20 protein-coding genes are annotated in these 24,797 nt (G+C 59.7%); 11 read left to right on the forward strand and 9 right to left on the reverse strand.

Going from position 1 to position 24,797, the window contains the following annotated elements:
• Positions 1–86: 86 nt before the first annotated feature.
• The 7 genes from CRO62_RS05475 to CRO62_RS05510 form a co-directional block, all read right to left on the reverse strand.
• The gene (locus CRO62_RS05475) at positions 87–716 is read right to left on the reverse strand and encodes an NAD(P)H-dependent oxidoreductase (RefSeq protein ID WP_097099500.1); all 630 of its coding nucleotides are present in this window, start codon (positions 714–716) and stop codon (positions 87–89) included.
• Between the two features lie 369 nt (positions 717–1,085).
• Positions 1,086–2,465 carry a GH1 family beta-glucosidase gene (locus CRO62_RS05480; RefSeq protein ID WP_025595048.1) on the reverse strand — a complete coding sequence of 460 codons (1,380 nt, stop codon included), beginning with the start codon at positions 2,463–2,465 and terminating at the stop codon, positions 1,086–1,088.
• Positions 2,466–3,233: 768 nt separating this feature from the next.
• Positions 3,234–4,544, reverse strand: a complete 1,311-nt coding sequence (gene xylA / locus CRO62_RS05490; RefSeq protein WP_097099501.1) for a xylose isomerase — start codon at positions 4,542–4,544, stop codon at positions 3,234–3,236.
• A 229-nt stretch (positions 4,545–4,773) separates the two neighbouring features.
• A complete protein-coding gene (xylB, locus tag CRO62_RS05495) occupies positions 4,774–6,228 on the reverse strand; it encodes a xylulokinase (RefSeq protein ID WP_097099502.1) in 1,455 nt (484 codons plus the stop codon).
• A 103-nt stretch (positions 6,229–6,331) separates the two neighbouring features.
• Complete coding sequence (locus CRO62_RS05500) at positions 6,332–7,354, reverse strand: LacI family DNA-binding transcriptional regulator (protein WP_097099503.1); 1,023 nt, start codon at positions 7,352–7,354, stop codon at positions 6,332–6,334.
• A 368-nt stretch (positions 7,355–7,722) separates the two neighbouring features.
• Positions 7,723–9,306 (reverse strand): DHA2 family efflux MFS transporter permease subunit, encoded by a 1,584-nt coding sequence (locus CRO62_RS05505; RefSeq protein WP_097099504.1) that lies wholly within the window; start codon positions 9,304–9,306, stop codon positions 7,723–7,725.
• Positions 9,307–9,336: 30 nt separating this feature from the next.
• Positions 9,337–10,542 (reverse strand): HlyD family secretion protein, encoded by a 1,206-nt coding sequence (locus CRO62_RS05510; RefSeq protein ID WP_019566960.1) that lies wholly within the window; start codon positions 10,540–10,542, stop codon positions 9,337–9,339.
• A 160-nt stretch (positions 10,543–10,702) separates the two neighbouring features.
• Between CRO62_RS05510 and CRO62_RS05515 the strand changes: the two genes are divergently transcribed.
• The 5 genes from CRO62_RS05515 (at position 10,703) to lysS (ending at position 17,721) form a co-directional block, all read left to right on the forward strand.
• Entirely contained in the window at positions 10,703–11,389 is a 687-nt protein-coding gene (locus tag CRO62_RS05515) for a TetR/AcrR family transcriptional regulator (protein WP_003516212.1), read from the forward strand.
• Between the two features lie 182 nt (positions 11,390–11,571).
• On the forward strand, positions 11,572–12,330 hold the full coding sequence (locus CRO62_RS05520) for a TerC family protein (protein ID WP_003516210.1): 759 nt from the start codon (positions 11,572–11,574) through the stop codon (positions 12,328–12,330).
• A 237-nt stretch (positions 12,331–12,567) separates the two neighbouring features.
• The gene (locus CRO62_RS05525) at positions 12,568–14,340 is read left to right on the forward strand and encodes an SLC13 family permease (RefSeq protein WP_097099505.1); all 1,773 of its coding nucleotides are present in this window, start codon (positions 12,568–12,570) and stop codon (positions 14,338–14,340) included.
• Between the two features lie 212 nt (positions 14,341–14,552).
• A complete protein-coding gene (gene gltX / locus CRO62_RS05530) occupies positions 14,553–16,010 on the forward strand; it encodes a glutamate--tRNA ligase (RefSeq protein WP_097100391.1) in 1,458 nt (485 codons plus the stop codon).
• Positions 16,011–16,221: 211 nt separating this feature from the next.
• On the forward strand, positions 16,222–17,721 hold the full coding sequence (lysS, locus tag CRO62_RS05540) for a lysine--tRNA ligase (RefSeq protein ID WP_080864540.1): 1,500 nt from the start codon (positions 16,222–16,224) through the stop codon (positions 17,719–17,721).
• Between the two features lie 252 nt (positions 17,722–17,973).
• Here lysS and CRO62_RS05545 read toward each other — a convergent pair whose 3' ends face one another.
• On the reverse strand, positions 17,974–18,861 hold the full coding sequence (locus CRO62_RS05545) for a hypothetical protein (protein WP_179784510.1): 888 nt from the start codon (positions 18,859–18,861) through the stop codon (positions 17,974–17,976).
• Positions 18,862–19,175: 314 nt separating this feature from the next.
• On the opposite strand from CRO62_RS05545, the gene CRO62_RS05550 reads away from it, so the two are divergent.
• The 5 genes from CRO62_RS05550 (at position 19,176) to CRO62_RS05570 (ending at position 22,946) form a co-directional block, all read left to right on the forward strand.
• Entirely contained in the window at positions 19,176–20,066 is an 891-nt protein-coding gene (locus CRO62_RS05550) for a metal ABC transporter substrate-binding protein (protein ID WP_179784462.1), read from the forward strand.
• Positions 20,063–20,971: a manganese/iron ABC transporter ATP-binding protein gene (locus CRO62_RS05555; RefSeq protein ID WP_013762317.1), complete on the forward strand. Its 909-nt coding sequence runs from the start codon at positions 20,063–20,065 to the stop codon at positions 20,969–20,971. The genes CRO62_RS05550 and CRO62_RS05555 overlap by 4 nt, the downstream gene beginning before the upstream one ends.
• Positions 20,952–21,812, forward strand: coding sequence for a metal ABC transporter permease (locus CRO62_RS05560; protein ID WP_097099508.1), 861 nt, complete (start codon positions 20,952–20,954; stop codon positions 21,810–21,812). The genes CRO62_RS05555 and CRO62_RS05560 overlap by 20 nt, the downstream gene beginning before the upstream one ends.
• The gene (locus CRO62_RS05565) at positions 21,809–22,663 is read left to right on the forward strand and encodes a metal ABC transporter permease (RefSeq protein ID WP_019566953.1); all 855 of its coding nucleotides are present in this window, start codon (positions 21,809–21,811) and stop codon (positions 22,661–22,663) included. Before CRO62_RS05560 ends, CRO62_RS05565 begins: the two co-directional genes overlap by 4 nt.
• Positions 22,664–22,772: 109 nt before the next feature.
• On the forward strand, positions 22,773–22,946 hold the full coding sequence (locus tag CRO62_RS05570; protein ID WP_003516193.1) for a DUF1328 domain-containing protein: 174 nt from the start codon (positions 22,773–22,775) through the stop codon (positions 22,944–22,946).
• A gap of 58 nt (positions 22,947–23,004) precedes the next feature.
• On the opposite strand, the gene CRO62_RS05575 is transcribed toward CRO62_RS05570, so the two are convergent.
• The gene (locus CRO62_RS05575) at positions 23,005–23,736 is read right to left on the reverse strand and encodes an SDR family oxidoreductase (RefSeq protein ID WP_013762314.1); all 732 of its coding nucleotides are present in this window, start codon (positions 23,734–23,736) and stop codon (positions 23,005–23,007) included.
• Between the two features lie 217 nt (positions 23,737–23,953).
• On the opposite strand from CRO62_RS05575, the gene CRO62_RS05580 reads away from it, so the two are divergent.
• A complete protein-coding gene (locus CRO62_RS05580) occupies positions 23,954–24,727 on the forward strand; it encodes an IclR family transcriptional regulator (RefSeq protein WP_097099509.1) in 774 nt (257 codons plus the stop codon).
• Positions 24,728–24,797 lie beyond the last annotated feature (70 nt).

A 24,797-nucleotide genomic window follows, 5' to 3' on the forward strand; every position in this document is an offset into this window, starting at 1 on the left:
TTCAATTATCTGAAATCAGAGAAAAAATCTACCGCAAAGCCGTCTGTGCGGCCCTGCGGCAGTCAAGACTTCGCGAGTGCGTGAAATCAGACGCGGCTGACGAATTCCTCAAGCGGGCGGCGGACCTTCTTCAGGTTCACCAGCCAGTCGCCTTCCGGCTCGCGGTATCCGAGCGGCAGGATGGTGACGGAGCGCAGGCCCTTTTCACGCAGGCCGAGGATTTCATCCAGCTTGACCGGATCGAAACCTTCCATCGGTGTGGAATCCACACCCTCGAAAGCAGCCTGCGCCACCGCCATGCCGAAACCAATATAGGCCTGACGGGCTGCGTGTTCGAAATTCTCCTGCTCATCACGCTGCGGATAGGAGGAGAGAAGCTTCTGACGATACGCTTCCCAGCCCTCGTTCTTGACGCCGCGCTCTTCGTTGACCAGATCGAACATATGGTTGATCCGCTCTTGCGTGTAGTTATCCCACGCCGCAAACACCAGAAGATGCGAACCTTCGGTGACCTGCGCCTGGTTCCAGGCGATCTCGCGGATCTTTGCGCGCACTTCCGGATCGGTAACGACGATGACTTCGAACGGCTGCAACCCGCTGGAAGTGGGCGCCAGCCGGGCGGCTTCGACGATGCGCTCGACCTTGTCTTCCGCAACAGTCTTGGAAGGATCCATTTTCTTGGTGGCATAACGCCAGTTGAGTTTTTCGATAAGCATGTTCGTTTTCCCTGGGAGGACCAGCCCGCACCGCTCCGGATGAGGCAGCAGCGGGCGCTACGTCTGCGTAGCCTGCCTGACATAGGAGACAGGATGGCAGGCGCAAGCAGGCACCGCCGGGTAACTGGCAAAAAAGTTTGGAAAACTGATAGTAAGGTGGAAGAACTTTATTGGGGAGAGCGATAGTGTACTCCTGGTGAGGAATACGGCAGGTAAAGTTCACACACGAGCCAGCCTCTCCACCCTCATTCCTGTGCTTGTCACAGGAATCGAGCCGACACGCGTCTGCGTGGCGGAAAGACTCCCCTCAGCCCAAGGACTTGGGCTGGCTGGATCCCTGTGACAAGCACAGGGATGAGGGAGAAAGCCTCACCCCTTCATCACACCGTGGTTCCCCTTCGGGAAACCCGATGCCAGCGCGCTGTACCATTTGCCGCTGTTCTTCAACGTACGAACCTGCGTTTCGTAATCCACGTGCACGAGGCCAAAGCGCATGCGGTAACCCTCCGCCCATTCGAAATTGTCCATCAGGCTCCAGGCGAAGTAACCCCGCATGGGGTAACCGTCCTTCACCAGATCGGCAACGATACCAAGATGTTCGGCGTAATAGTCAAGACGGGGCTGGTCGTCCACCTCGCCGTTTTCGACGCCCATATTGTAGCAGGCGCCATTTTCGGTGATGTAGCAATCAGGCAGCTCGTAGCGCTCGTAGAGCGTCTCCACCAGGGAATGCAGCGCCGGCGCATAGACTTCCCAGCCGATATCGGTCTTGACATCGCTGACGGCCGGGGCTGGTTTGGTGGCAGGGAATTCCGCACCTTCGGTGGCGTCGTCGGCAACGCGCATCGGTGTATAATAATTCAGGCCCCACCAGTCGAGCTTCTGGCTGATGATGGACAGGTCTTCCGCCTCCACCACCGGCATGCGGCTGCCCAGGGCTTCCATCATTTCGGCCGGATATTCGCCCTTGAAGACCGGATCGAAAAACGCGCCGTTGTGGAACTGGAATGCCCGTTCAGCTGCCTTCAGGTCGGCGTCGCTATTGGAGGCCGGGATGACGGAATGGGCGTTCAGCACCAGTCCGACCGGCACCTTGGGCGCAACATGGCGGGACGCCTCGACGCCGAAACCATGGGCAAGGTTGATGTGGTGCATGGCCGCAAGGGCTGCTTCCATGTTGCGCTCGCCCGGCGCATGAATGCCATAGAGATGGCTGAGCCAAACTGCACACCAGGGTTCATTGAAGGTCGCCACCGCATCCAGCCGGTCGCCCAGCCGTGCCATGACGGTCTTGGCGTAACGCTGGAAGGCATGGGCGGTGGAACGCGAGGCCCAGCCGCCGTCGCCCATCAGTGTCAGCGGCAGGTCCCAATGGTAAAGCGTCGCATAGGTTTTTATGCCGCGCGCCTTGCAGCCATCGACGAGGCGGTCGTAGAAATCCAGCCCCTTCTCGTTGATCGGGCCGAAGCCATCGGGAATGATGCGCGGCCAGGCAATGGAGAAACGATAGGCCTCGACACCCATTTCCTTGATGAGATCAAGATCATCCTCCCAGCGATTATAGTGATCGCAGGCAACGTCGCCATTGTGGCGCCCGAAGACATGGCCCGGCATGTTGCAGAAGGCATCCCAGATGGATGGCTTGCGGCCGTCAACCTTGGTGGCACCCTCGATCTGGAAGGAGGCGGTCGCCACGCCGAACAGGAAATCGCCGGGGAAACGGGCTGCAAGCGCTTTGTGATCGGTCATCGGATAGGCCCTTTCGTCATCCATCGAGCGTCAAAAGATGGAGAGCGGTTTAGACCAAGTCAGCAATGAGGTACAGCCGCAAGCACGCAAAATCTGCAACGTTTCAGCAGCGGGGTTAAGATATCCAAAGCGCTTTAGGTACACGAAAGTCGCCGCAACGGTTTCCCGGCGACGGGAGAAACGACAGCCCGGCAAATGCGGATGGGAGTTGAGGGTGGTGGAAAGTCTTGCATCTGCCGGGCCGCGTCCCGTTTGACCGGAATGCCGGTCCATCGGTGACAGCCTTTTCACGACACCTACCGGATCGGCCCTTCCCGCTGCTGGCAATTGCGGGACGCCTTTCCGGAACGTGGTTTGCCAGAACCACGCTTGTCGATGCCGGCAGCCGGTCCGCGAAAGGCACCGCGCGTATCGCCCTTCCGTCCGGTTGCAGGGGAATGATGCAGCGAAACAGACGGGTGGGGACATGCGGGGAAAGGTTTTGCGGTAAGTGACTGGAAAGAAAGGAGGGGTGGCGCGGAACTGTTCTCGCCTTTGGCAGCAGACGGCGAGCAGGCCCCGTCATCCGGCTATCGCGACCTTCTTAGCCTCACTTTATGGAATGTTATCTGCAGCATCAGACCCGGAGACCGCACGGCGTCGTACACCGCAGATACGACGTCATCCTCGGGCGTGTCACGAGGATGACGGAGAAGAGGTTTTGCGGCTTTAACCAACCTCTAGACGGGGGATGCTCCCCCGTCCTTTGTTTTTGAACGTACCAGCCCGTCAAACGTAACGATTGACCACGTTCTCCAGATATTCCTGACGACCGGACTTCGGCTCGGGGTTGATATCCTGGCGCTCGACCAGCGCTGCGATTTCTTCGAGCTTCAGCTCGCCGCGCAACATCTTCTGGGCTTCAGGTGCGTCCCATTTCGCGTAACGCTCCGAAAGCGGCTTCGACAGCGCGCCGTCCTCGATCATCTTCGCCGCCGCCTTCAGGCCGCGGGCGCAGCAATCCATGCCGCCGATATGGCCGATCAGCAGGTCCTGCGGATCGAGCGACTGGCGACGCAGCTTGGAATCGAAGTTGGTGCCGCCATTGGTGAAGCCGCCGCCGGCCAGCACGTGGTAATAGGCCAGCGCCATTTCAGGTACGTTGTTGGGGAACTGGTCGGTATCCCAGCCAGACTGGTAATCGTTGCGGTTCATGTCAATGGAGCCGAAAATGCCGAAGGCATTGGCCATGGCCAGTTCGTGTTCGAAGGAATGGCCGGCGAGGATGGCGTGGCCCTGCTCGATATTGACCTTCACTTCCTTTTCGAGACCGTTCTTCTGCAGGAACGCGTAAACGGTTGCGACGTCGTAGTCGTACTGGTGCTTGGTCGGCTCCTGCGGCTTCGGCTCGATCAGGATCGTGCCTTCGAAACCGATCTTGTATTTGTATTCCACAACCAGATTGAGGAAGCGGCCGAGCTGGTCCAGCTCGCGCGAAAGATCGGTGTTGAGCAGCGTTTCGTAACCTTCACGACCGCCCCACAGCACGTAATTGGCGCCGCCGAGCTTCTTGGTGGCATCCATGCAGGTCTTCACCGTCGCAGCCGAGAATGCGAAGACATCCGGGTCCGGATTGGTCGCGGCACCCGACATGAAGCGGCGGTTGGAGAACAGGTTCGCCGTACCCCACAGAAGCTTTACGCCGGTATCAGCCTGCTTCTGAGCGAAGAAATCGACGATCTCGTTGAGGTTCCTGGTGTTTTCGGCAAAGTTCCTGCCTTCCGGGCGCACGTCAGCGTCGTGGAAGCAATAGAACGGCGAACCGAGCAGCGAGAAGAATTCAAAGGCGACATCGGCCTTCAGCTTGGCGGCCTGCATGGTGTCTTCAAACCACGGACGCTGGAACGTCTGCCCACCGAATGGGTCGCCGCCCGGCCAGGTGAAGGTGTGCCAGTAAGCCACGGCAAAACGCAGGTGATCTTCCATACGCTTTCCGGCAACGATCTCGTCGGGGTTGTAATGGCGGAAGGCGAGCGGGTTGGTGCTGTCGGGGCCTTCATATTTGATCTTGGCGATATCGCCGAAGAAGCCTGTGGTCATTGGGTGGTTCCTCCTTGGTGGGTTGGGTTTAATTGATGGAGGGTGTGGCTACCCCCCCCCTCTGTCCTGCCGGACATCTCCCCCACAAGGAGGGAGATCGGCAAGACGATAACTTCAGCGCATCCTCCGCAGCGTTAGAGATGGCCGGGACGGTGCAGCGATTCGATCTCCCTCCTTGTGGGGGAGATGCCCGGCAGGGCAGAGGGGGGTAAGCGGCGAGTGCGGAGCCTCACCGCGAAAGCCCCCTGATCGCCGGATAAAGCGCGTGATACCGCTGGTAGGCCTCCTCATAAGCATCGCCAAGCGCCACCACCGGCTCGATCGTCCGCGCCGTTTCAGGCTGCGTGCAGACTGCAACCGGATCTGCACCTGTTGCAGCGATGAGACCGAGGCGGGCGGCGCCGAAAGCGGCGCCGAAATCGCCCTCCGCGGGAATATCCACGGGCACACCGAGCGAAGTCGCGATCGAGGCCAGCCAATAGGCCGAGCGCGAACCGCCGCCGATGGCGGTGACGCGGGAAATGGAGGTACCGGCCGACTTCAGCGCTTCGAGATTGTCACGGATAGCGAAAGTCACGCCTTCCAGCACGGCCTGCGTCAGCGCCTTGCGGTCACTTTCATGCGAAAGACCAATGAAAGAGCCGCGAATGGCGGCATCGTTATGCGGCGTGCGCTCGCCGGAAAGATAGGGTGCGAAAGTGACGCCGCTCGGCGCCAGAAGCTCGTCGCCCAGTTCACCCGTCAGTTCGGCTGCGGACTTGCCGGTGAGGCGCGAATACCAGTTGAGTGCATCGGTAGCGGACAGGATGACGCCCATCTGGTGCCATGTGTTGGGAAGCGCGTGGCAGAACGCGTGTACGGCGCTTTCCGGCTTCGGCAGATAGGAGGCGTTGGCGGCAAACAACACGCCGGAAGTGCCGAGCGAAACGAAGGCGTGGCCCTCTTTCACCGTGCCCATGCCGCAGGCGGAAGCGGCATTGTCACCCGCACCGCCGGCCACCACGGCCTTGCCCGCAATGCCCCATTGCGAGGCGAGCTCGGCACGCAGCACACCTGCCTCCTCGGTGCCTTCGACCAGCGACGGCATGTGTTTTTCCTCAAGGCCGGTCGCCGCCAGAAGATCGGTAGACCATTTGCGCGCACCGGTATCGAGCCAGGAGGTGCCGGCGGAATCCGACATTTCGGAGATATATTCACCCGTCAGCCACAGTCGCAGGTAATCCTTCGGCAGCAGTACCTTGGCCACCTTCGCGAAGATTTCAGGTTCGTTCGTCGCCACCCAGGCCAGTTTCGGTGCGGTAAAACCGGGGAATACGATGTTGCCGGTGATCTTGCGGAAGCGCGGATCGGCATCGAGTTCGCCAGCCTCGGCATAGGAGCGCGTGTCGTTCCACAGAATGCACGGCCGCAGCACATTGCCGCTGGCGTCTATCAGCGTCGCTCCATGCATCTGGCCGGAAAGACCGATACCTTTCACGGCAGCGAGTTCCTTCGCAAACTTCTGCTTCAGACCTTCGACTGCGGTTTTCGTCGCGGCAATCCAGTCTGCCGGGTCCTGTTCCGACCAGCCGTGATGCGGACGCGAGACCTCCAGCGAGCCGTTGGCCGAGCCGACGATCTTCTGATCGCCGTCCATCAGCAGGGCTTTGACACCGGATGTTCCAAGATCGAGACCGAGATACATGTAATTCTCCATTCCGGCGCTCCTTGCGCCACTTCAGCGGTTTTAAGGGTCACCGCATTTCCGGACGGAAAACCGGCGGCCACTTTTCCTGGAAATGCTCTCCTCAGGGCAGATTGTCCCTGAGGAATATGTCGATGCGGATACGCTCCTGCGCGGCGATGACAGCCAGACCATCGGCGCGCGCTTTCAACACGCGAATGGCGCTGCGCACCTCATGCCCTGCATCCTGGTTGAGTACCGCATCGAGCACTCCTTCCCGCAGCGCATTGGCCGTGTTTTCGGTAAGCTCATGGGCGATGACGGATGGCGATCTTTCTCCCGATGATGCTCTGAGCGCCCGGATGAGGCCGCGATTACCGGCGCCGAGACTGTAGATGCCGGACAGCGCGTCGCTCGCAAGCGCCTTGGTGACCAGTGCCTCGACGGTGACGGGATCGTCCCGGCCTTCGAGGACCGGCAATAGTCGCAGGTCCGGAAATTCGCTTTCGATGACGGAGCGGAAGCCGTCGAGGCGTTCGCGATGGTCGCGCACCAGCATCGAGCCGGCAACGACAGCAATATCGCCGCCGCGCCCGGACAGGAAGCGCCCCATGAGGCTTGCCGCCGTGCGCCCGGCCGCAACGTTGTCGACACCGGCATAATGGTCTCGGCGCGAACCGGACAGATCGGAGACCAGCGTGACGGTGGCGATGCCATCTTCGGCCAGCCGGTCTGCGGCTTCGGCAACATCCTCAGAATCGGTCGCGACGAAGGCGACGCCGGACGGCTTTTCCCGCCGCGCGACTTCCAGCGCCTCCGTCAGTGCCGCGGCATTGAAGGGCGGCACCTCGATAACGCGGATCGCCGTGCGCTCCAGATGGGCACGGGCGGCTGCAGCACGAACTTCGGCTCTCAGCGTCGCCATGAAGGAATTGTCGTTGCCGGGAAGGATGAAGACCAGTGAATAATTGCGACCCTTGGCCAAATTGGCGGCAGCGATATCGCGCACATAACCAAGCTCGGCAATCGCCGCCTCTACCCGCGCTCGAGTAGCGGCGTGAACGCCGGGGCGCGTGTTCAGCACCCGGTCGATGGTGGCAAGGCTGACACCCGCCCGCTCGGCGATATCGTGAACTGTCGGCTTCATGTTTCCTCCCGTGCCATTTGAATATCCACCTTTGCTGCCGTCGTAAACCGAAAAATGATGTACGTACCTCACATTTTCAGCAAGACAATGATTTCACTCTATTTCCATCTTTGAACTGCGGGTGTGCGCCTTTGCCCGTCGTCATCCTCGGGCTTTTCCCAAGGATTTAGACAAGTCAATAAAATCAACAGGCTGCAGATTATCGGGGCTGACCAACAACTTCCGTCATTTTAGCCTTGGGCCAAGGATTTGGGCTGGCTGGATATCGGCTCAAGGACGGCATGACGGAAAAGTATCGCGAACCAAACAAAAAAGGGGCCGTCATTTCCGACGGCCCCAGCTCTGCGGTGGATGGGAGGGGATTTTGTTCAGTGCGCCGCGTCTGGTGGCGGCGCTGCCTTCGGTTTCTGGATCAGTACGGTCATGAAGATCAGGCTGCCGAACAGCAGCGTCAGCGCGAAGAACACATCCGCAAAGGCGAGTATCCACGCCTGCTGCGAGACCATGCCGACCAGCTTCTTGATCGCGACGGAAGCACCGTCCAGCCCGTAGGAATCGTAGTTTGCGCCGACATTGTTCAGCCACTCCAGCGCCTGTGGATTGGAATAGCTGACATGTTCCGCCAGCCGCACATAATGATCGTCGGTGCGCTGCGACAGCAGCGTGTTGATGACGGCAAGGCCAACCGCGCCGCCGAGGTTGCGGGTGAGATTGAACAGGCCCGAGGCATTGCGGATGCGCGCGGGCGGAAGCGTTCCGAGCGCGATGTTGTTGATCGGCACCATGCACATCATCAGTCCGAAACCGCGCAGGATCTGCGGGATCAGCAGCTCGTAGAAATCCCAGTCGGTCGTCACGGAGGTCATGATCCACGTGCCGCAACCGAAGCTGATGAAGCCGATGGCCATCATGATGCGCGGATCGAGCTTGGTGGACACCTTGCCGGCAATCGGCGCGGTGAAGAACATGGCAAGACCCGACACAAACATGGTCTCGCCGATCATCAGCGCATCGTAACCGCGTACCCGGCCGAGATAGAGCGGGTAGAGATAGGTCAGCCCGTAAAGCCCTATGCCCATCACGAAGGAAAACAGCGAGCCGATGGAGAAATTTCGGTCCGCAAAGGCGCGAATGTCCACAACGGGGAAGTCCACCTTGAAGGCACGCCAGAAGAACACCACCGCACCGATGACCATGGCCACCGAGCCGATGACGATATGCTCGTCGTTGAACCAGTCCTTGTTGTTGCCCTCTTCCAGCACGTATTCCAGAGAGCCGAGGAAGACGGCCATGGAGATCAGCCCCCACCAGTCGAACTTCTTCCACAGCGAGGTTTCAGGCTTGTCGAAATCGATCAGGCTCCATGTCAGGATGGTGACGATGATGCCGGGAATGATGTTGACGAGGAACAGCCAGTGCCAGGAGAAGGCATTGGAAAGATAACCGCCGACCGTGGGACCGATGGTGGGCGCAAGCGTGGCGACGAGACCGATGATAGGCGAGACGACCGAACGCTTGGAGGGCGGGAAAATGGTGAAGGCGGCCGCAAAGACCGACGGGATCATGCCGCCGCCGATAAAGCCCTGGATCGCCCGGTAGACGATCATCTGGTCGATATTGGTCGCGGTGGCGCAGAGCGCGCTCGACAGGGTGAAGCCGGCGGCACAGGTGGCAAACAGCACGCGCGTGGACAGGATGCGCGCCAGCGTGCCCGACAGCGGAATCATGATGACTTCTGCGATCAGATAGGATGTCTGCACCCAGGCGATCTCGTCGGAGCCCGCCCCGAGACCTGCCTGGATTTCCGCAAGCGAGGCGGAGACGATCTGAATATCGAGAATGGACATGAACATGCCGAAGACCATCGCGAAGAACGCGATGAGCCTGCGCTTGTCCATGGGTGGATCGACGGGGACAGATGCCCCGCCTGTGCCGACAACCGTAGCCGCCATGATCTTGCCCTCAACGACGCCCTGGTTGGCCTATGGGTTAACGTGCGCCGTTTTCGTGTTTTCCGGCGCCGTGCGGGTATCCACATCGACGACGACGCTCAGGCCCGCACGCAGATTGTGCTTGGCGAGATCTTCCTTGGAGAAGACGATACGCACCGGCACGCGCTGGATGACCTTGGTGAAGTTACCCGTTGCGTTTTCCGGCGGCAGCATCGAGAAGACCGAACCGGAACCGGGCGAGATCGACTGCACCGTGCCTTCAATGGTCTCGTCGTCGAAAGCATCCACATGGACGCGGACCTTCGAACCGGGCACCACACGGGCCAGCTGCGTTTCCTTGAAATTGGCGTCGATATAAAGCTCGTTCAACGGCACCAGCGAAGCAAGGCGCTTGCCGACCGAAACGAGATCGCCCGTCTGCACCGCCAGATTGCCGATAACGCCGTCATAGGGCGCTTTCAGCACGGTGAAGGCCAGATCGCGGGCCGCCTTGTCCTTGGAAAGCTGCAGCGAACGGATGGTGCTTTCGGCTTCCTCGCGCTGGGCGCGAAGAAGCTCGACATTGGCTTTCGCGGACGAGATCGCCGCCTCGCCGGCCACGACATTCGCCCTGGCCTGATCGAGCGCGACCTGCGCGCTGTCGGAAGCGGCAACGGTTCCGACATCCTTCGCCTGCAATTCGGTGGCGCGCTTCTGGGTGATTTCCGCGCCGCGAAGGGCCGCATCCAGAGCGCCCTTCTGGGCAACGGCCTGTTCCTGCGCTGCCTCGCCGCCGATGATCTGCGCATCGATGCGCTTCAGCGACAGTTCCTCGGTGCGGATCTGCGCGTCGGCCTGTTCAAGCGCGATGCGATAGTCGCCGTCATCCAGAGTAACCAGCGGATCACCCGCCTTGACTTCCTGGTTTTCGACAACGTTCACCTTGGCGATGTAACCCGAAACCTTGGGCGCGATGACCGCGATATCACCCTGTATATAGGCGTCATCCGTCGAAACCATGAAGCGACCGTCGATCCACCAGTTATAACCGTACCAGCCGGCGCCGGCGAGAAGGGCGATCGCAAAGATCGGCAGAAGCGGCGAACGCTTCTTCTTCTTCGGTGCGGCAATTGTCTGTGGCGGCTGTTGCGGCGGGGCCTCCACCGGCTTTGCCGGAGAGGTCTCGGCCTTGGCGGAAACGTCCGCCTCTTCCGCATCGTTGACGGCGCGAACCGCGCTATTCTTCTGGGCCGACATGAGATTGTACCGTGATAAATTGAAGAAAGTTTTTCGAACTGAACCGTTCGGTTCGATTGACATAATCCCTTTCCTGACACATATCAAGTGTAATCGAACTGATTGGTTCGACGTTCGGTTAATTTTTTTTACGCCATTGCAGTGCTAGGAACCGGTAACGATGGCAGGTGAAGACATGGATATGGAGACGGAAACCGAAACGGGCTGTCCGGGAAACCCCGCCGGGCGTTTTGCTGCGGGCGAAGACCCGGCCAAGCGTGAGCAGATTGTTGCCGGCGCCTGGCGCGTGTTCAAGCGCAAGGGCTTCGATGCCGCCAGCATGAACGACATCACGCGGGAAGCGGGCGTTTCCAAGGGAACGATCTATGTCTATTTCTCCAACAAGGAAGACCTGTTCGCCGCCCTTGTCGATCATCACCGGCAGGAATTCGCGACCTCCATGCGCAACATTCTGGCCGGCACCGAAGAGGTGCGTGACGGCCTGAAACAGTTCGGCAAGGCTTTCGCCAACAAGATGATCTGCTCGGAAATGATACCGGCCATGCGCTCGGTGATCGGCGTCATCGACCGCATGCCGAAGCTGGCGCAGCGTTTCTTCATCGCAGCACCCAATAACGTCCGCACCGTTCTTCAGGATTTCATCGAGCATCAGGTCTCGCTCGGCCATCTCAAGGTCGATGATGTCGAACTTGCCGCTCGGCAATATATCGAGCTTTCCACGGGCACTTTCTTCAAGCTGCGCCTGTTCGGAGAACTCGAAGGCCCGGTTCCCGAAGAGGAGCTGGACCGGGTGATCGACAGCGCTATCATGGTGTTCATGGCTGCTTACGGAACCGACAAGGCCTGAAATCATTCAGCAACGGGCGACCGGACCGGCAACGGCATGGGGCCTGATACGCGGTTTGCGCGAAATTTCGATGAAATCTTGCCAATCACAGGCGCGGTCTCCTTGTTTCTCGCGTATTGCGCTATAAATTCCACGAACCGAATGTTTCGGGTGGCCTTGTTGCTGAAAGGAAAAATTCCCTGATGGAGTCCGTTCTCCCTCTTCTGTCCGACCCCGCTGCCTGGGTGGCGCTGGTCACCCTGATCGTCATGGAGGTCGTGCTTGGCATCGACAACCTGATCTTCATCTCGATCCTCACCAACAAGCTTCCGCCTGAACAGCGCGAAAAAGCCCGCAAGATCGGCATCGGGCTTGCCTTGATCATGCGTCTCGGCCTTCTCGGCACTGTGGCCTGGATCGTGCAGCTCACCACGCCGGTCTTCGAAATCTTCGGCCACGCCTTCTCGTGGAAGGACATGATCCTCATCGCCGGCGGTCTCTTCCTGATGTGGAAGGCCACCAAGGAAATCCACCACAATGTCGATCCTGAAGATCACAAGGAAGACATGGTAGGCGGCCCGGTTGCGATGAATTTCGGCGCCGCCATCGGCCAGATCCTGCTGCTCGACCTCGTGTTCTCTGTGGACAGCATCATCACCGCGGTTGGCATGACACCGCATCTGCCGATCATGATCGTGGCCGTGATCTTTGCCGTTGCCGTGATGCTGCTCGCCGCAACGCCGCTCGCCAACTTCATCGAGCGCAACCCCACCATCGTCATGCTGGCACTCGCCTTCCTGATGATGATCGGCACGACCCTGATCGCCGAAGGCATGGGCTTCCATGTTCCCAAGGGCTACGTCTATGCCGCCATGGCGTTTTCGGCGCTGGTGGAACTGCTCAACATGCTGGCGCGTAACGCCAGACAGCGCAAGAAAGCACAGGCGGCCAAACCGCACTGATTGCCCTCACCCGTCATGCCGGACCTGATCCGGCAACCCTTCCGCCCAAGCCCTTGGGCTGAAGGGACACTTCCCGCCGCGCCGACGCGCGGCGGCTGGATACCGGCTCAAGGCCGGTATGACGCGAACGTGCGGAAAGCGCCGGCCAGTCGGAACCGCATGCCCCGCCTCGCGTTCTTCGACATCCCTACCGGAAGAGTCCGTCCCGCCGTCTCTCCTTCGAAAGCATAAGCAAGCATGACGACCGACCAGATCCTCGCCTTTACCGTGATCGCCGGCATGATGGTCGCGTTCATATGGGACAGGTTCCGCTATGATGTGGTCGCGTGCAGCGCGTTGCTGGTGGCGGTGGCGGTTGGGGTTGTGCCTTTCGACAGGGCGTTCTCCGGTTTCTCGGACGATATCGTCATCATCGTCGGCAGTGCGCTGATCGTCAGTTCGGCCGTGGCGCGTTCAGGGGTGGTCGATATGACGATCAAGAAATATTTCCCGGAGATGCACTCCAAAACCCTGCAATTGGCCTTTCTGATGATCGTCGTCGCCATCATGTCGGCCTTCATCAAGAACATCGGCGCGCTTGCCATCATGATGCCGGTTGCTTTTCAGTTCGCCCGCAAATCCGGCAGCCCTGTTTCCTATTATCTGATGCCCATGGCCTTCGCCGCCCTTCTGGGCGGGCTCATGACGCAGATCGGCACCTCGCCCAACATCGTCGTTTCCAGGCTGCGTGAGGAAATGACCGGACAGAGCTTCTCGATGTTCGATTTCACCCCGGTGGGTGCCGGGCTGACCGTGATCGGCATCATCTTCCTGACCTTCGGTTACCGGCTGCTGCCGGTGCGCAACCGCCAGCAGGCATCGGTGGAGGATATTCTGGACCAGTCGGCCTATACCGCCGAAGCGACGCTTCCCGCCGACAGCACCTACGCCGACAAGCCGCTGCGGGAGCTGTTGAAACAGGCGGATGGCGACGTAATCGCCAGCACTATCCTGCGCGGACCCCGGCGTATCTCCCCCTTCCCCGATGTCAATCTGAAGCCGGGCGACACCATTCTTCTGGAAGGCAACCCGGAGGGCCTCGACCGTATCGTCTCGCAGGCCAAGCTGCTGCTGTCAGGCAAGCCGCTCACCGAGAACGGCCAGAAGACCGCTGACCTTATTTCCATGGAAGCGGTTATCAGCAACGAATCCGTTCTCAACGGGATTTCCGCGCGAGAACTGGCGCTGTCCTACACCCGCGGCGTCAATCTGATTGCAGTCAGCCGTCGCGGCCAGCGCGTCAGCCAGCGGCTCTCCGACCTGACCTTGCAGGCGGGCGACGTCATTCTCCTGCAGGGCAGCCGCAAGAACCTGCCACAGGTATTGCAGGAATTTTCGCTGCTGCCCCTGGCGCAGCGGGAAATCCTGCTTGGAGTGCAGCGCCGCGCGCTGTTGCCCGTCATCGTGCTTGCCGCGGCCATGATTGCCGCCGGCAGCGGGCTGGTGCCGGTATCCGTCGCCTTTTTCGCCGCCGCCTTCCTGATGATCGTCGTCGGCGCGATACCGCTCACCGAAGTCTATAAATCGATCGACGGGCCGATCCTCGTCATGCTCGCCGCCCTCATTCCCGTCAGCGACAGTCTGCGCACCAGCGGCGCCAGCGAGCTGATCGCCGCCTGGCTCGGCCATGCCGCACAAGGACTGCCGCCCTTCGCAGCACTCGGCATGATCCTCTTGACCGCCATGGCGGTAACGCCCTTCCTCAACAATGCTGCAACCGTGCTGGTCATGGCGCCCATCGCCGCCGGTTTCGCCACCACGCTCGGCTTTCGGCCGGAGGCCTTTCTGATGGCGGTGGCGATCGGCGCCGGCTGCGATTTTCTCACGCCCATCGGCCACCAGTGCAACACGCTGGTCATGGGTCCGGGCGGTTATCGTTTCAGCGATTATCCGCGCCTTGGACTGCCGCTGTCGATCATGATCGTCATTGCCAGCATTCCGATGCTGCTTTATGTCTGGCCGGTGAATTAGGGGCGGTTTACGTCCGGGCGAAGACAGCGCAAGCGCCATATTTCCTTGACGCCTGCGGCATAATATGGCCTAAGCCGATGCCGAACGGAAATATGCAAAAGTGCGTTCAACACGCCTTTCCGCACCCTTTCCCGCCGCATTCAAACGAAAACTTCGTGATAGAAGGGTGAAGCCGCCCCGATGTCACCACCCCGTCACGACGAGTGAATTTCATGACCACTTCCGGCGTTCGCGTCCGCATCGCACCTTCCCCCACCGGCGAGCCGCATGTCGGCACCGCTTACATCGCGCTGTTCAACTATCTCTTCGCCAAGAAACACGGCGGCGAGTTCATCCTGCGCATCGAGGATACCGACGCCACCCGCTCGACGCTGGAATATGAGCAGAAGGTTTTGGAGGCGCTGCGCTGGACCGGCCTCACCTGGTCGGAAGGCCCTGACGTCGGTGGCCCCTACGGTCCCTACCGTCAGTCCGAGCGCAAGCCTATGTACTGGCCATATGCCGAAGAATTGCTGGAAAAAGGCCATGCCTTCCGTTGTTTCTGCACGCCCGAGCGGCTTGAGCAGATGCGCGAAGCGCAGCGCGCCGCTGGCAAGCCGCCGAAATATGACGGGCTCTGCCTCCACCTGAAGGCTGAAGAAGTGACCACCCGCGTCGCCGCCGGCGAAGCCAACGTCGTGCGCATGAAAATCCCGACCGAAGGTTCGTGCGATTTCCATGACGGCGTTTACGGCGATGTCTCGATCCCCTGGGATTCGGTTGACATGCAGGTGCTGATCAAGGCCGACGGCATGCCGACCTATCACATGGCAAACGTCATCGACGACCATCTGATGAAGATCACCCATGTGGCGCGCGGCGAAGAGTGGCTGGCTTCAGTGCCCAAGCACATCCTGCTTTACCGTTATTTCGGCTGGGACCAGCCGACATTCATGCATCTGTCGCTGATGCGCAACGCCGACAAATCGAAGCTTTCCAAGCGCAAGAACCCGACGTCGATCTCCTATTATTCCGCGCTCGGCTACCTGCCGGAAGCGCTGATGAACTTCCTCGGCCTGTTCTTCATCCAGATCGCCGAAGGCGAAGAGCTGCTGACCATGGAAGAGCTGGCCGCGAAGTTTGATCCGGAAGCACTTTCCAAGGCCGGCGCCATCTTCGATATCCAGAAGCTGGACTGGCTGAACGGCCGCTGGCTGCGCGAAAAGCTCACGCCTGAGGACTTCATTGCCCGCACGCTGGAATGGGCGATGGAAAATTCACGCCTGACCGAAGGCCTGAAGCTTGCCCAGAGCCGCATTTCCAAGCTCGGCGAATTGCCAAACCTTGCCGGCTTCCTGCTTGCGAGCGACGTTGGCCTGACGCCCGCCTCCTTTGCCGGTCTCAAAAGCAAGCCCGAGGAAATCCACGAAATCCTCACCACGGTTGCCACCGATCTGGAAAAAATGCCTGATTGGAACGTTGAAGCCATCGAGGCCGAGCTGCGCGACATTGCCGAACGCACGGGCAAGAAACTGCGCGTCGTCACCCCGCCGCTCTTCGTCGCCGTCTCCGGTTCCTCGCGCTCGCTGCCGCTGTTTGACTCGATGGCGCTACTCGGCCGCTCCGTGGTGCGCCAGCGCCTGAAGGTCGCTATTGCCGTTGTGGCCACGATGGTTGGCAGCGGAAGCTGATAATTTAATGCTGACCGCTACGGCAGCATCCTAGAATACCCCCCTCTGCCCTGCCGGGCATCTCCCCCACAAGGGGGGAGATCAGATGCTGAACCCGCTCGTTCCATGGGCAAGGTGCCAGCCGCTTGTCGATTCCCCCCCTTGTGGGGGAGATGCCCGGCAGGGCAGAGGGGGGTAACCGCAACGAACAAGCCCGCTAAAGGCAAAAAACATGACCGACACCAAGACCGAAACCACCGCCCTTTCCTCCGACGCCACCGAAGTGCGCCGCCAGAAACTTGCGCTGCTGCGCGAGCAGATCGGCGATGTCTATCCGGCGCATTTCCATCGCACGCTGACCAATGCGGAGCTGGCGGAAAAATATGCCGATATCGAACCGGACACGGAAACCGGCGACACGGTAACGGTGGCGGGCCGCGTTTATTCGTCGCGCAATTCCGGCATGTTCATGGATATCCATGACGCTTCGGGCAAGGTGCAGATCTTCAGCCACAAAGATACGACGCCGGAAACGGCGCGCAATCTTCTGCCGATGATCGACATTGGCGACATCATCGGCGTAACCGGCAAGGTGCGCCGCACCAAGCGCGGCGAGCTGACGATCAACGCTGAAGAAATCACCATGCTCACCAAGTCGCTGCTGCCGATGCCGGAAAAATGGCACGGTGTCTCCGATATCGAGCTGCGTTACCGCAAGCGCCATCTCGATATTCTCGCGAACGAGGACTCCAAGCTGCGCTTCCTGCAGCGCTCCAAGATCCTGTCCGGCATCCGTCGCTTCATGGAGGCCGAAGGCTTCCTCGAAGTGGAAACGCCGATGCTGCAGACCGTCTATGGCGGCGCGACGGCCGATCCGTTCAAGACCTTCCACAATACGTTGAAGATGGACATGTATCTGCGCATCGCGCCGGAACTGTTCCTGAAGCGCACGCTGGTATCAGGCCTTTCCGACAAGGTGTTCGAAATCAACCGCAACTTCCGCAACGAAGGCGTCTCCACCCGGCACAATCCTGAATTCACCATGATGGAGTGCTATTGGGCCTATGCCGACTACGAAGACATCATGGGTCTGGTGGAACGGCTGTTCGAGACGCTGGCGATTGCCCTCCACGGCACGACCGAGGTGGAATTCCAGGGCCAGACAATTTCCTTCAAGGGTCCATTCAAGCGCGTGCCCATGCCTGATGCGGTGAAGGAAGCGACCGGCATCGACTTCCTTGCAATCAAGACTGACGAGGAAGCCCGCGCCGCTGCCAAGGCTGCCGGTTTCGCCGTCGAGAAGGACTGGACCTGGGGCGAATGCCTTGCCTTCATCTTCGAAGAGAAGGTTGAAGGTACGCTTATCCAGCCGAGCCACGTCACGCATTTCCCGAAGGATATCTCGCCCTTCGCCAAGGAGGTGCCGGGCGAACCGCGCCTCGTTGAGCGTTTTGAGAGCTATTGCAACGCCTGGGAAGTGGGCAACGCCTTCTCCGAACTCAACGATCCCGAAGAGCAGCGCCGCCGCATGGTGGAGCAGCTTGAGCAGGCCCATGCCCGCGGTGAAAAGGACAAGCAGCTGGACGACGAATTCCTCGACGCCATCGACCAGGGCATGCCACCCGCCGGCGGCCTCGGCATCGGTGTCGATCGCCTGATCATGCTCCTGACCAACGCCCCCTCGATCCGAGACGTCATCCTCTTCCCGGCCCGCCGCAACAAGGCGGACTAAGGACACTCAAGCGAAGGCGGCCGCATGGCCGCCCTTGCCCTCATGCGCTCGGTCTCTACCGAGCATTGTGGTCCCTGTGGCAAAATTTCCTGTTAGATCGTCTCATTGCGCAGACGCGCAAAGGCTGGATGCCGGATCAGGTCCGGCATCACGAAAGAAGGCGCTGCGACGATATTTTACAAACGTCGGCACAGCCGTATCAATTTTCCAGATGGTTTTAATTCCGAGGTGTCAGCAAGAGCTCAAACGCTCCTAATGCCCCGCCTTCGCCTTTGCCGCGCCCGGCTCTTCCGCAGGCGGAACCTCACCCTCAGCCAGCTTCTCTTCCGCCGCCTGCGCGGTCGTTGTGCCTTTTCCGAAGATCAGTGATTTCAGATAGCTGATGCTGAAGATGCTGCCGCCATCGGCTTCCGGGGTCGAGGTCAGAAGTTCCTCGTCAGCTACGGGTTCGCCGTGGGCTTCCGCACCGGGTCCGCCCTCATGCGTTTGCGCCGGCGCAGCATCGTGGCCGCCGCCCTCGCCCTTGGTCTCGCCGTGGCCCGACGCGCCTTTCGCGGCCTTTCCGCCATGCCCTTCGGGCGCAGCGTCCAAAGCAGGTGTCGCGCAGTCGGTTGCATCACTCAGGCTTGCAGCCATTGCTTCGGCATCTTCCAGCGGCAGATCGATGCGCAGCCCGTAAAACTGGCCGCTGCCGTTTGATGCACCATCGTAGTAAAAGGCGGAATAACGCTGGGCATCGGCGCCTTCGGGAATTTTCGCCGGGTCGGCAATGAAGACCACCTGGGCCGCGATGGCGCGGCCGCGCATTTCCGAGCGCAATTGCGGGCCGTTTTTATCCAGCACGGAAACCTGGACCAGATCGGGCTTCTGTTTGTCGTAAACTGCCCTGGCGACGCGCAGCGCCGTTTTCAACCGGTCCGTGCCGTTGCCGCCGTCAGTACGAATGAATTTGCGGACCCACAGGGAACCGTTCTTGCGGATGTTGACTGTCTGGACTGCGTCGCAGGAAAGCCCGTTGGCGGAGGCATAGGTGGACCCGAGCAGCCGCTCGCTGCCGATAAACACGGCAGCAGAACCGGTCGCACCTGCCAAAAGCAGGATCCCGCCTCCGATCATAACGAGTTTGCGCGAAAACCGCATTCGTCCGAATACAGCCTTCACGCGCAAAATCCTGACATTCAGTACCCCGCCTATCGCCCTCACCCCGGAACGTGGCTCGAAGGATGAGGAACACACGCGGGATAAGCTCGGGACCTCGTTGTCCGAGCCTTGCGATAGTGCCGCTTTCTCATTGAAAAAAGTTTAATCCCCCCGGCGCCGTGCGGGCAAAAGCGCACCATTTTCAGACATTTTTGAAATCCGCTAAATTGCGAATGATTTGCAATAGCGTTGACAAGTGTGAATCCATGACAGATGGTGTTGCGAGTTGATCGCAACAAAAATCGGTGACAGACGTGAATCTCCATAAAATCCGCCATGCCCTTTTTGCTTTTTCGCTTTTCCTGCCTGCTGCGGCTATCGCGCAGGAGAAACCGAAGGTGGTCACCACCTTCACGATCATTGCCGATATGGCGCGCAATGTGGCGGGCGATGCGGCAGAGGTGGAGAGCATCACCAAGCCAGGCGCTGAAATTCACAACTACCAGCCGACGCCGCGCGACATTCTCAAGGCCCGCAAGGCGGATCTGGTGCTGCGCAACGGCCTCAATCTGGAATTGTGGTTCGAGAAGTTTCTGGCCAATCTTTCAGGCGTACCTGATGTGACTGTCAGCGACGGCATCGAACCGATGGCGATTAATGGCGGGGCGTATCAGGGGAAACCCAACCCACATGCCTGGATGTCACCCGATAACGCCTTGATCTATGTGGAAAATATTCGCAAGGGACTCGCTGGAATAGATCCCGCCCACGCCGAGATTTACGCCGCCAATGCCAAGGCCTATTCCGACAAGATCCGTGCCACCGTGCAGCCCATCCGCGATGAGCTTTCCGCCCTTCCTGAGAACAAGCGGTGGTTGGTAACGAGCGAAGGGGCGTTCTCCTATCTCGCCCGGGATTTCGGGCTGAAGGAACTGTTCCTGTGGCCGGTCAATGCCGACAGCCAGGGTACGCCGCAACAGGTGCGCGGCGTGATCGACGCCATGCGCGAACATAATATTCAGGTCATCTTCAGCGAAAGCACGGTTTCCGCCGATCCCGCCCGGCAGGTGGCCAAGGAAACCGGAGCGGCCTATGGCGGCATACTCTACGTGGATTCGCTGAGCGAGTCCGACGGCCCTGTTCCGACCTATCTCGACCTGCTGCGCGTAACGAGCAGCACGATTGCCAAAGGACTGTCTTCATGAGAATGGGCAGCAAAAAAAGCGGCGGCGGCCTGACGGTTCAAAATGCGACAGTGACCTATCGCAACGGCCACACCGCATTAAGAAATGCCAGCTTTTCCATTCCACGCGGTACGATCACTGCACTTGTCGGCGTCAACGGCGCCGGCAAGTCCACGATTTTCAAGGCAATCATGGGTTTCGTGCCGCTGGCCGCCGGTTCCGTCTCTATTTTCGACCTACCCGTGAAGGATGCACTCAGAAAAAACCTCGTCGCCTATGTGCCGCAAGCCGAAGAGGTGGACTGGAGTTTTCCCGTACTGGTTGAGGACGTGGTGATGATGGGCCGTTACGGCCATATGAACTTCTTCCGTATTCCGTCGAAACACGATCACGAGATGGTCGAGAGAGCGCTGACGCGCGTCAATATGCTTGATTATCGCAAGCGGCAGATCGGCGAGCTTTCCGGCGGGCAGAAGAAGCGGGTGTTTCTGGCCCGCGCGCTGGCGCAGGAAGGTCAGGTTATCTTGCTGGATGAACCCTTCACCGGCGTCGACGTGACGACGGAAGAACAGATCGTCGCGCTGTTGAAGGCACTGCGTGACGAGGGCCGCGTCATGCTGGTTTCCACCCATAATCTCGGCAGCGTACCGGAATTCTGCGATCGCGCCGTCTTCGTCAAGGGCACGGTTCTGGCGTCGGGCAAAACAGCGGACACCTTTAACGAAGAGAACCTGCAAAAAGCCTTTGGCGGCAGCCTGCGCCACTTCGTTCTCGGTGGGGCCGAACTGCATGATGATGCCGATCCGCGCCGGGTGAAGGTGATTACCGACGATGAACGGCCTTTCGTGATCTACGGAAAGAACGGCCAGAACGGACACGATCCGCAGGCTCCGAAGGAAAAAGCCGATGATAAACAGCCTTCTTGAGCCATTCACCTATGGCTACATGCTGAACGCCATCTGGGTCAGCGCACTTGTGGGCGGCGTCTGCGGCTTTCTTTCCGCTTATCTTATGCTAAAGGGCTGGTCGCTGATCGGCGACGCGCTCTCGCACGCCATCGTTCCCGGCGTTGCGGGCGCTTATATGCTGGGGCTGCCCTTTTCGCTCGGCGCCTTTCTTTCCGGCGGGCTCGCGGCTGGCTCCATGCTGTTCCTCAATCAGAAAACCCGGCTCAAGGAAGACGCGATCATCGGCCTGATCTTCACCTCGTTCTTCGGGCTGGGGCTGTTCATGGTGTCGCTGTCGCCCACCTCGATCAATATCCAGACCATCGTACTTGGCAATATTCTGGCAATTACCACCGAGGACACGATCCAGCTTGCCCTGATCGGCGGCATCAGCCTCCTCGTACTGGCGCTGAAATGGCGCGACTTCATGGTGGTCTTCTTCGATGAGAACCATGCCCGCACAGTGGGGCTGAAACCGGAAGTGCTGAAAGTGATCTTCTTCACCCTGCTTGCCGCCTCCACGGTTGCAGCCCTTCAAACCGTCGGTGCCTTCCTTGTCGTTGCCATGGTGGTGACACCAGGCGCGACCGCCTATCTTCTGACCGACCGTTTCGAGCGGCTGATCCTGATGAGCCTCGTGATCGGCGCGACCACCAGCTTCGTCGGCGCTTATCTCAGCTACTTCCTCGACGGCGCCACCGGCGGCGTTATCGTCGTGCTGCAAACAGCGATCTTCCTTTCCGCTTTCGTGTTTGCACCCAAACACGGGCTGCTCGCTTCGCGCGCCAAAGCCCGCAAGGCACTGGGAGAAGCGCAATGAGCGAATATCTCGAACTCGCCATCCTGCCGTTTCAGCTGCCCTTCATGCAATATGCCTTCATCATCACCCTGATGATTGCCGTGCCGATGGCCATGCTCTCGTGTTTTCTGGTGCTGAAGGGCTGGTCGCTGATGGGGGACGCGGTTTCGCACGCCGTGCTGCCCGGCGTGGTGATTGCCTACATTGCCGGAATTCCGCTTTCCATCGGCGCTTTCACCGCCGGTATGATCTGCGCTCTCGGCACCGGTTTCATCAAGGAAAACAGCCGCATCAAGGAAGACACGGTGCTCGGCATCGTCTTTTCCGGCATGTTCGGGCTGGGGCTTGTGCTTTACGTGAAGGTGCAAAGCGACATGCATCTGGATCACATCCTCTTCGGCGACATGCTGGGCATTGCGCCTTCAGACATGCTGGAGACCGGGCTGATCGCGCTTTTCGCCACCCTATTTCTCGGGGTGCTGCGCAAGGACCTGCTGGTCAATGCCTTCGATCCGCAGCATGCCAAGGCAATCGGCCTGCCCGTTCGCATTCTGCATTACGGTCTGCTGATGGTTTTGTCGCTTGCCGTGGTCGGCGCGCTGAAGGCTGTGGGCATCATCCTCTCCGTCGCAATGCTGGTCACCCCCGGCGCCATCGCCTTTCTGCTGGCGCGGCGCTTTTCCGCCATGCTCCTGGTCGCCATCTCGGTTGCAGTTCTCTCTTCGCTTGCAGGAATATGGCTAAGCTTCCTGATCGACAGCGCGCCAGCCCCGACCATTGTACTGTTCATGAGCCTCGCGTTCGTCGCAACATTCATTCGCACCAGCCTCAAGGCCCGCCGGATCGACGCCGCCAATGAAACGGTGGTGTAAAAGAACGATTTTTGCGGGCGCGTGGAACATTTTCGCCTTTTGCGCGTCATTTTCATGAGCTTGCCCTCAAGCGGCAAACTCATGAAAATTAAGCGAAAGGGGAAGCTCCATGCTGAAATGGGCTCTTATTTTCTTTGTTATTTCGTTGATCGCGGGCGTATTCGGCTTTACCGGCATTTCGGCAGCGGCGTCGGGCATTGCCCGTATCCTGTTCTTCATCGCCGTCGTGATCTTCCTGGTCTTCCTCGTGCTTGCACTGATCGCTGGAAGCGTGGTGGCGTAATAAAAAAGGCGACCGGCTTTTGGGCCGGTCGCCTTCTCCTCTCTCCCGTATAGAATTATCAGCCTGTCCAGCCACCGTCGATCACATGGATCTGGCCAGTGGTGAAACCTGCCTCATCCGAAGCGAGATAGGTGACGAGTGCGGCGATTTCTTCAGGCGTGGCAATGCGGCCCATAGGCTGGCGGGCAATGAAGTCGGCCAGGGCCTGTTCGTAATTGCCGGTGGCGCGCAGGCGGTCATGCAAGGACGGGCTGTCCACCGTGCCCGGGCAAATGGCATTGCAGCGAATACCCTTGGTGACAAAATCAGCAGCAATTGCCTTGGTCAAACCGACAACGGCAGCCTTGGAGGCGGTATAGGCGAAACGGTTCGGCACGCCCTTCACGCTGGATGCGACGGAGGACATGTTGACGATTGCGCCCTTACCCTTTTCCAGCATGCCTGGCAGGAAGGCGCGGCAGGTGCGGTACATGGCCTTGGCATTGAGATCGAAGGAGAAATCCCAGTCCTTTTCCTCGCAATCGAGAATGGTGCCGGAATGAACGAAACCGGCACAGTTGAACAGAACATCCGCATGGCCGATATCGGCAGCAAAAGCCTTCACACCATCGCCATCCAGCACGTTCAGAACCCGCGTTTCCGCACCTTTCAGGGTCGAAAGCGCCTGCTCGTTGATATCAGTGGCGATGACGCGCGCGCCGAGCGATATGAATCGCTCCGCCGTCGCACGGCCGATACCCTGGCCGGCTGCGGTGATCACCACTGTCCGCCCGTTAAAATCCTGCACCATGAATAGCCTCCCGCTACGGCGCACCCGCCCGCTGGGGCCGAGCCGCTGAATTTCGCCAGTGAATTTCATTGATCTCAAATATGGATCGACAATTCATATGTAAACGCGGTATTCATGTAACGTCAAGCAGGCTTGCGCAAAAGGGCAGCGTGCGGCAACGGTATTTCCAAAGTGCATTTCCCGCCAGCCAATCCTTGCAAAACGCCACCGAGGCAAGATGACCGAAGACGACAGCGAAAGATATCGCGCCCCCGCCCTCGACAAGGGTCTGGACATTCTCGAGCTTCTCGCCCGCACGGATGGCGGGCTGACGCAGATCGAGATTGCCAAAGCCATAGGCAAAACCCCGAACGAGCTTTACCGCATGCTGGACCGGCTGGTGCGCCGTGGTTACGTACAGCGGCTGGAGGGTGACCGGTTTTCGCTGACGCTGAAAATGTTCGGGCTCGCACATTTCCACGCGCCGGTGCGCCGGCTGGTCTCTTTCGCAGCCCCGGTGATGCGCGATTTTTCCGCAAGCGCCGAGCAGGCCTGTCATCTCGCCGTTTACGACCGCGGCAGTGTTGTCGTCATCGCCCAACAGGAGTCCTCCACCTATTGGGCCATGTCCATGCGGGTGGGCGCGCAGATGAGCCTCTTCCAGACCGGTTCCGGCCATGTGCTGCTGGCCTTCCAGAACGAGGTACAGCGCAAGATCATGATCACCGAGCAGGTGCGCGGTGGCGGGGAAATCGAGCCTTCAGACCTTGAGGAGCGGCTGGCGGAAGTTCGCAGGAATGGCTTCGAATCCATGGACAGCATGCAGACCGCAGGCGTGCGCAATATTTCCGCCCCGGTGCTGACACTTGATGGTACGGCACTTGCCGTCATCACCTGCCCCTATATCACCCCGCTTGGCGGCAAGGCCCCGACGCGCGAGGCCTGCGAGGTACTGATCCGCGATGCCGCAAGGCGCATTTCCGAAGTGGCGACGGGTCAGGGAACCCTCTGAGACGCACAAAAAAACGCGACCGGCAGGGACCGATCGCGTTTAAAGTGACTGGAGATTTCTGTATCTTAAA

The organism is Rhizobium sp. AN6A, assembly GCF_900215635.1.
Lineage (GTDB): Bacteria > Pseudomonadota > Alphaproteobacteria > Rhizobiales > Rhizobiaceae > Agrobacterium > Agrobacterium tumefaciens.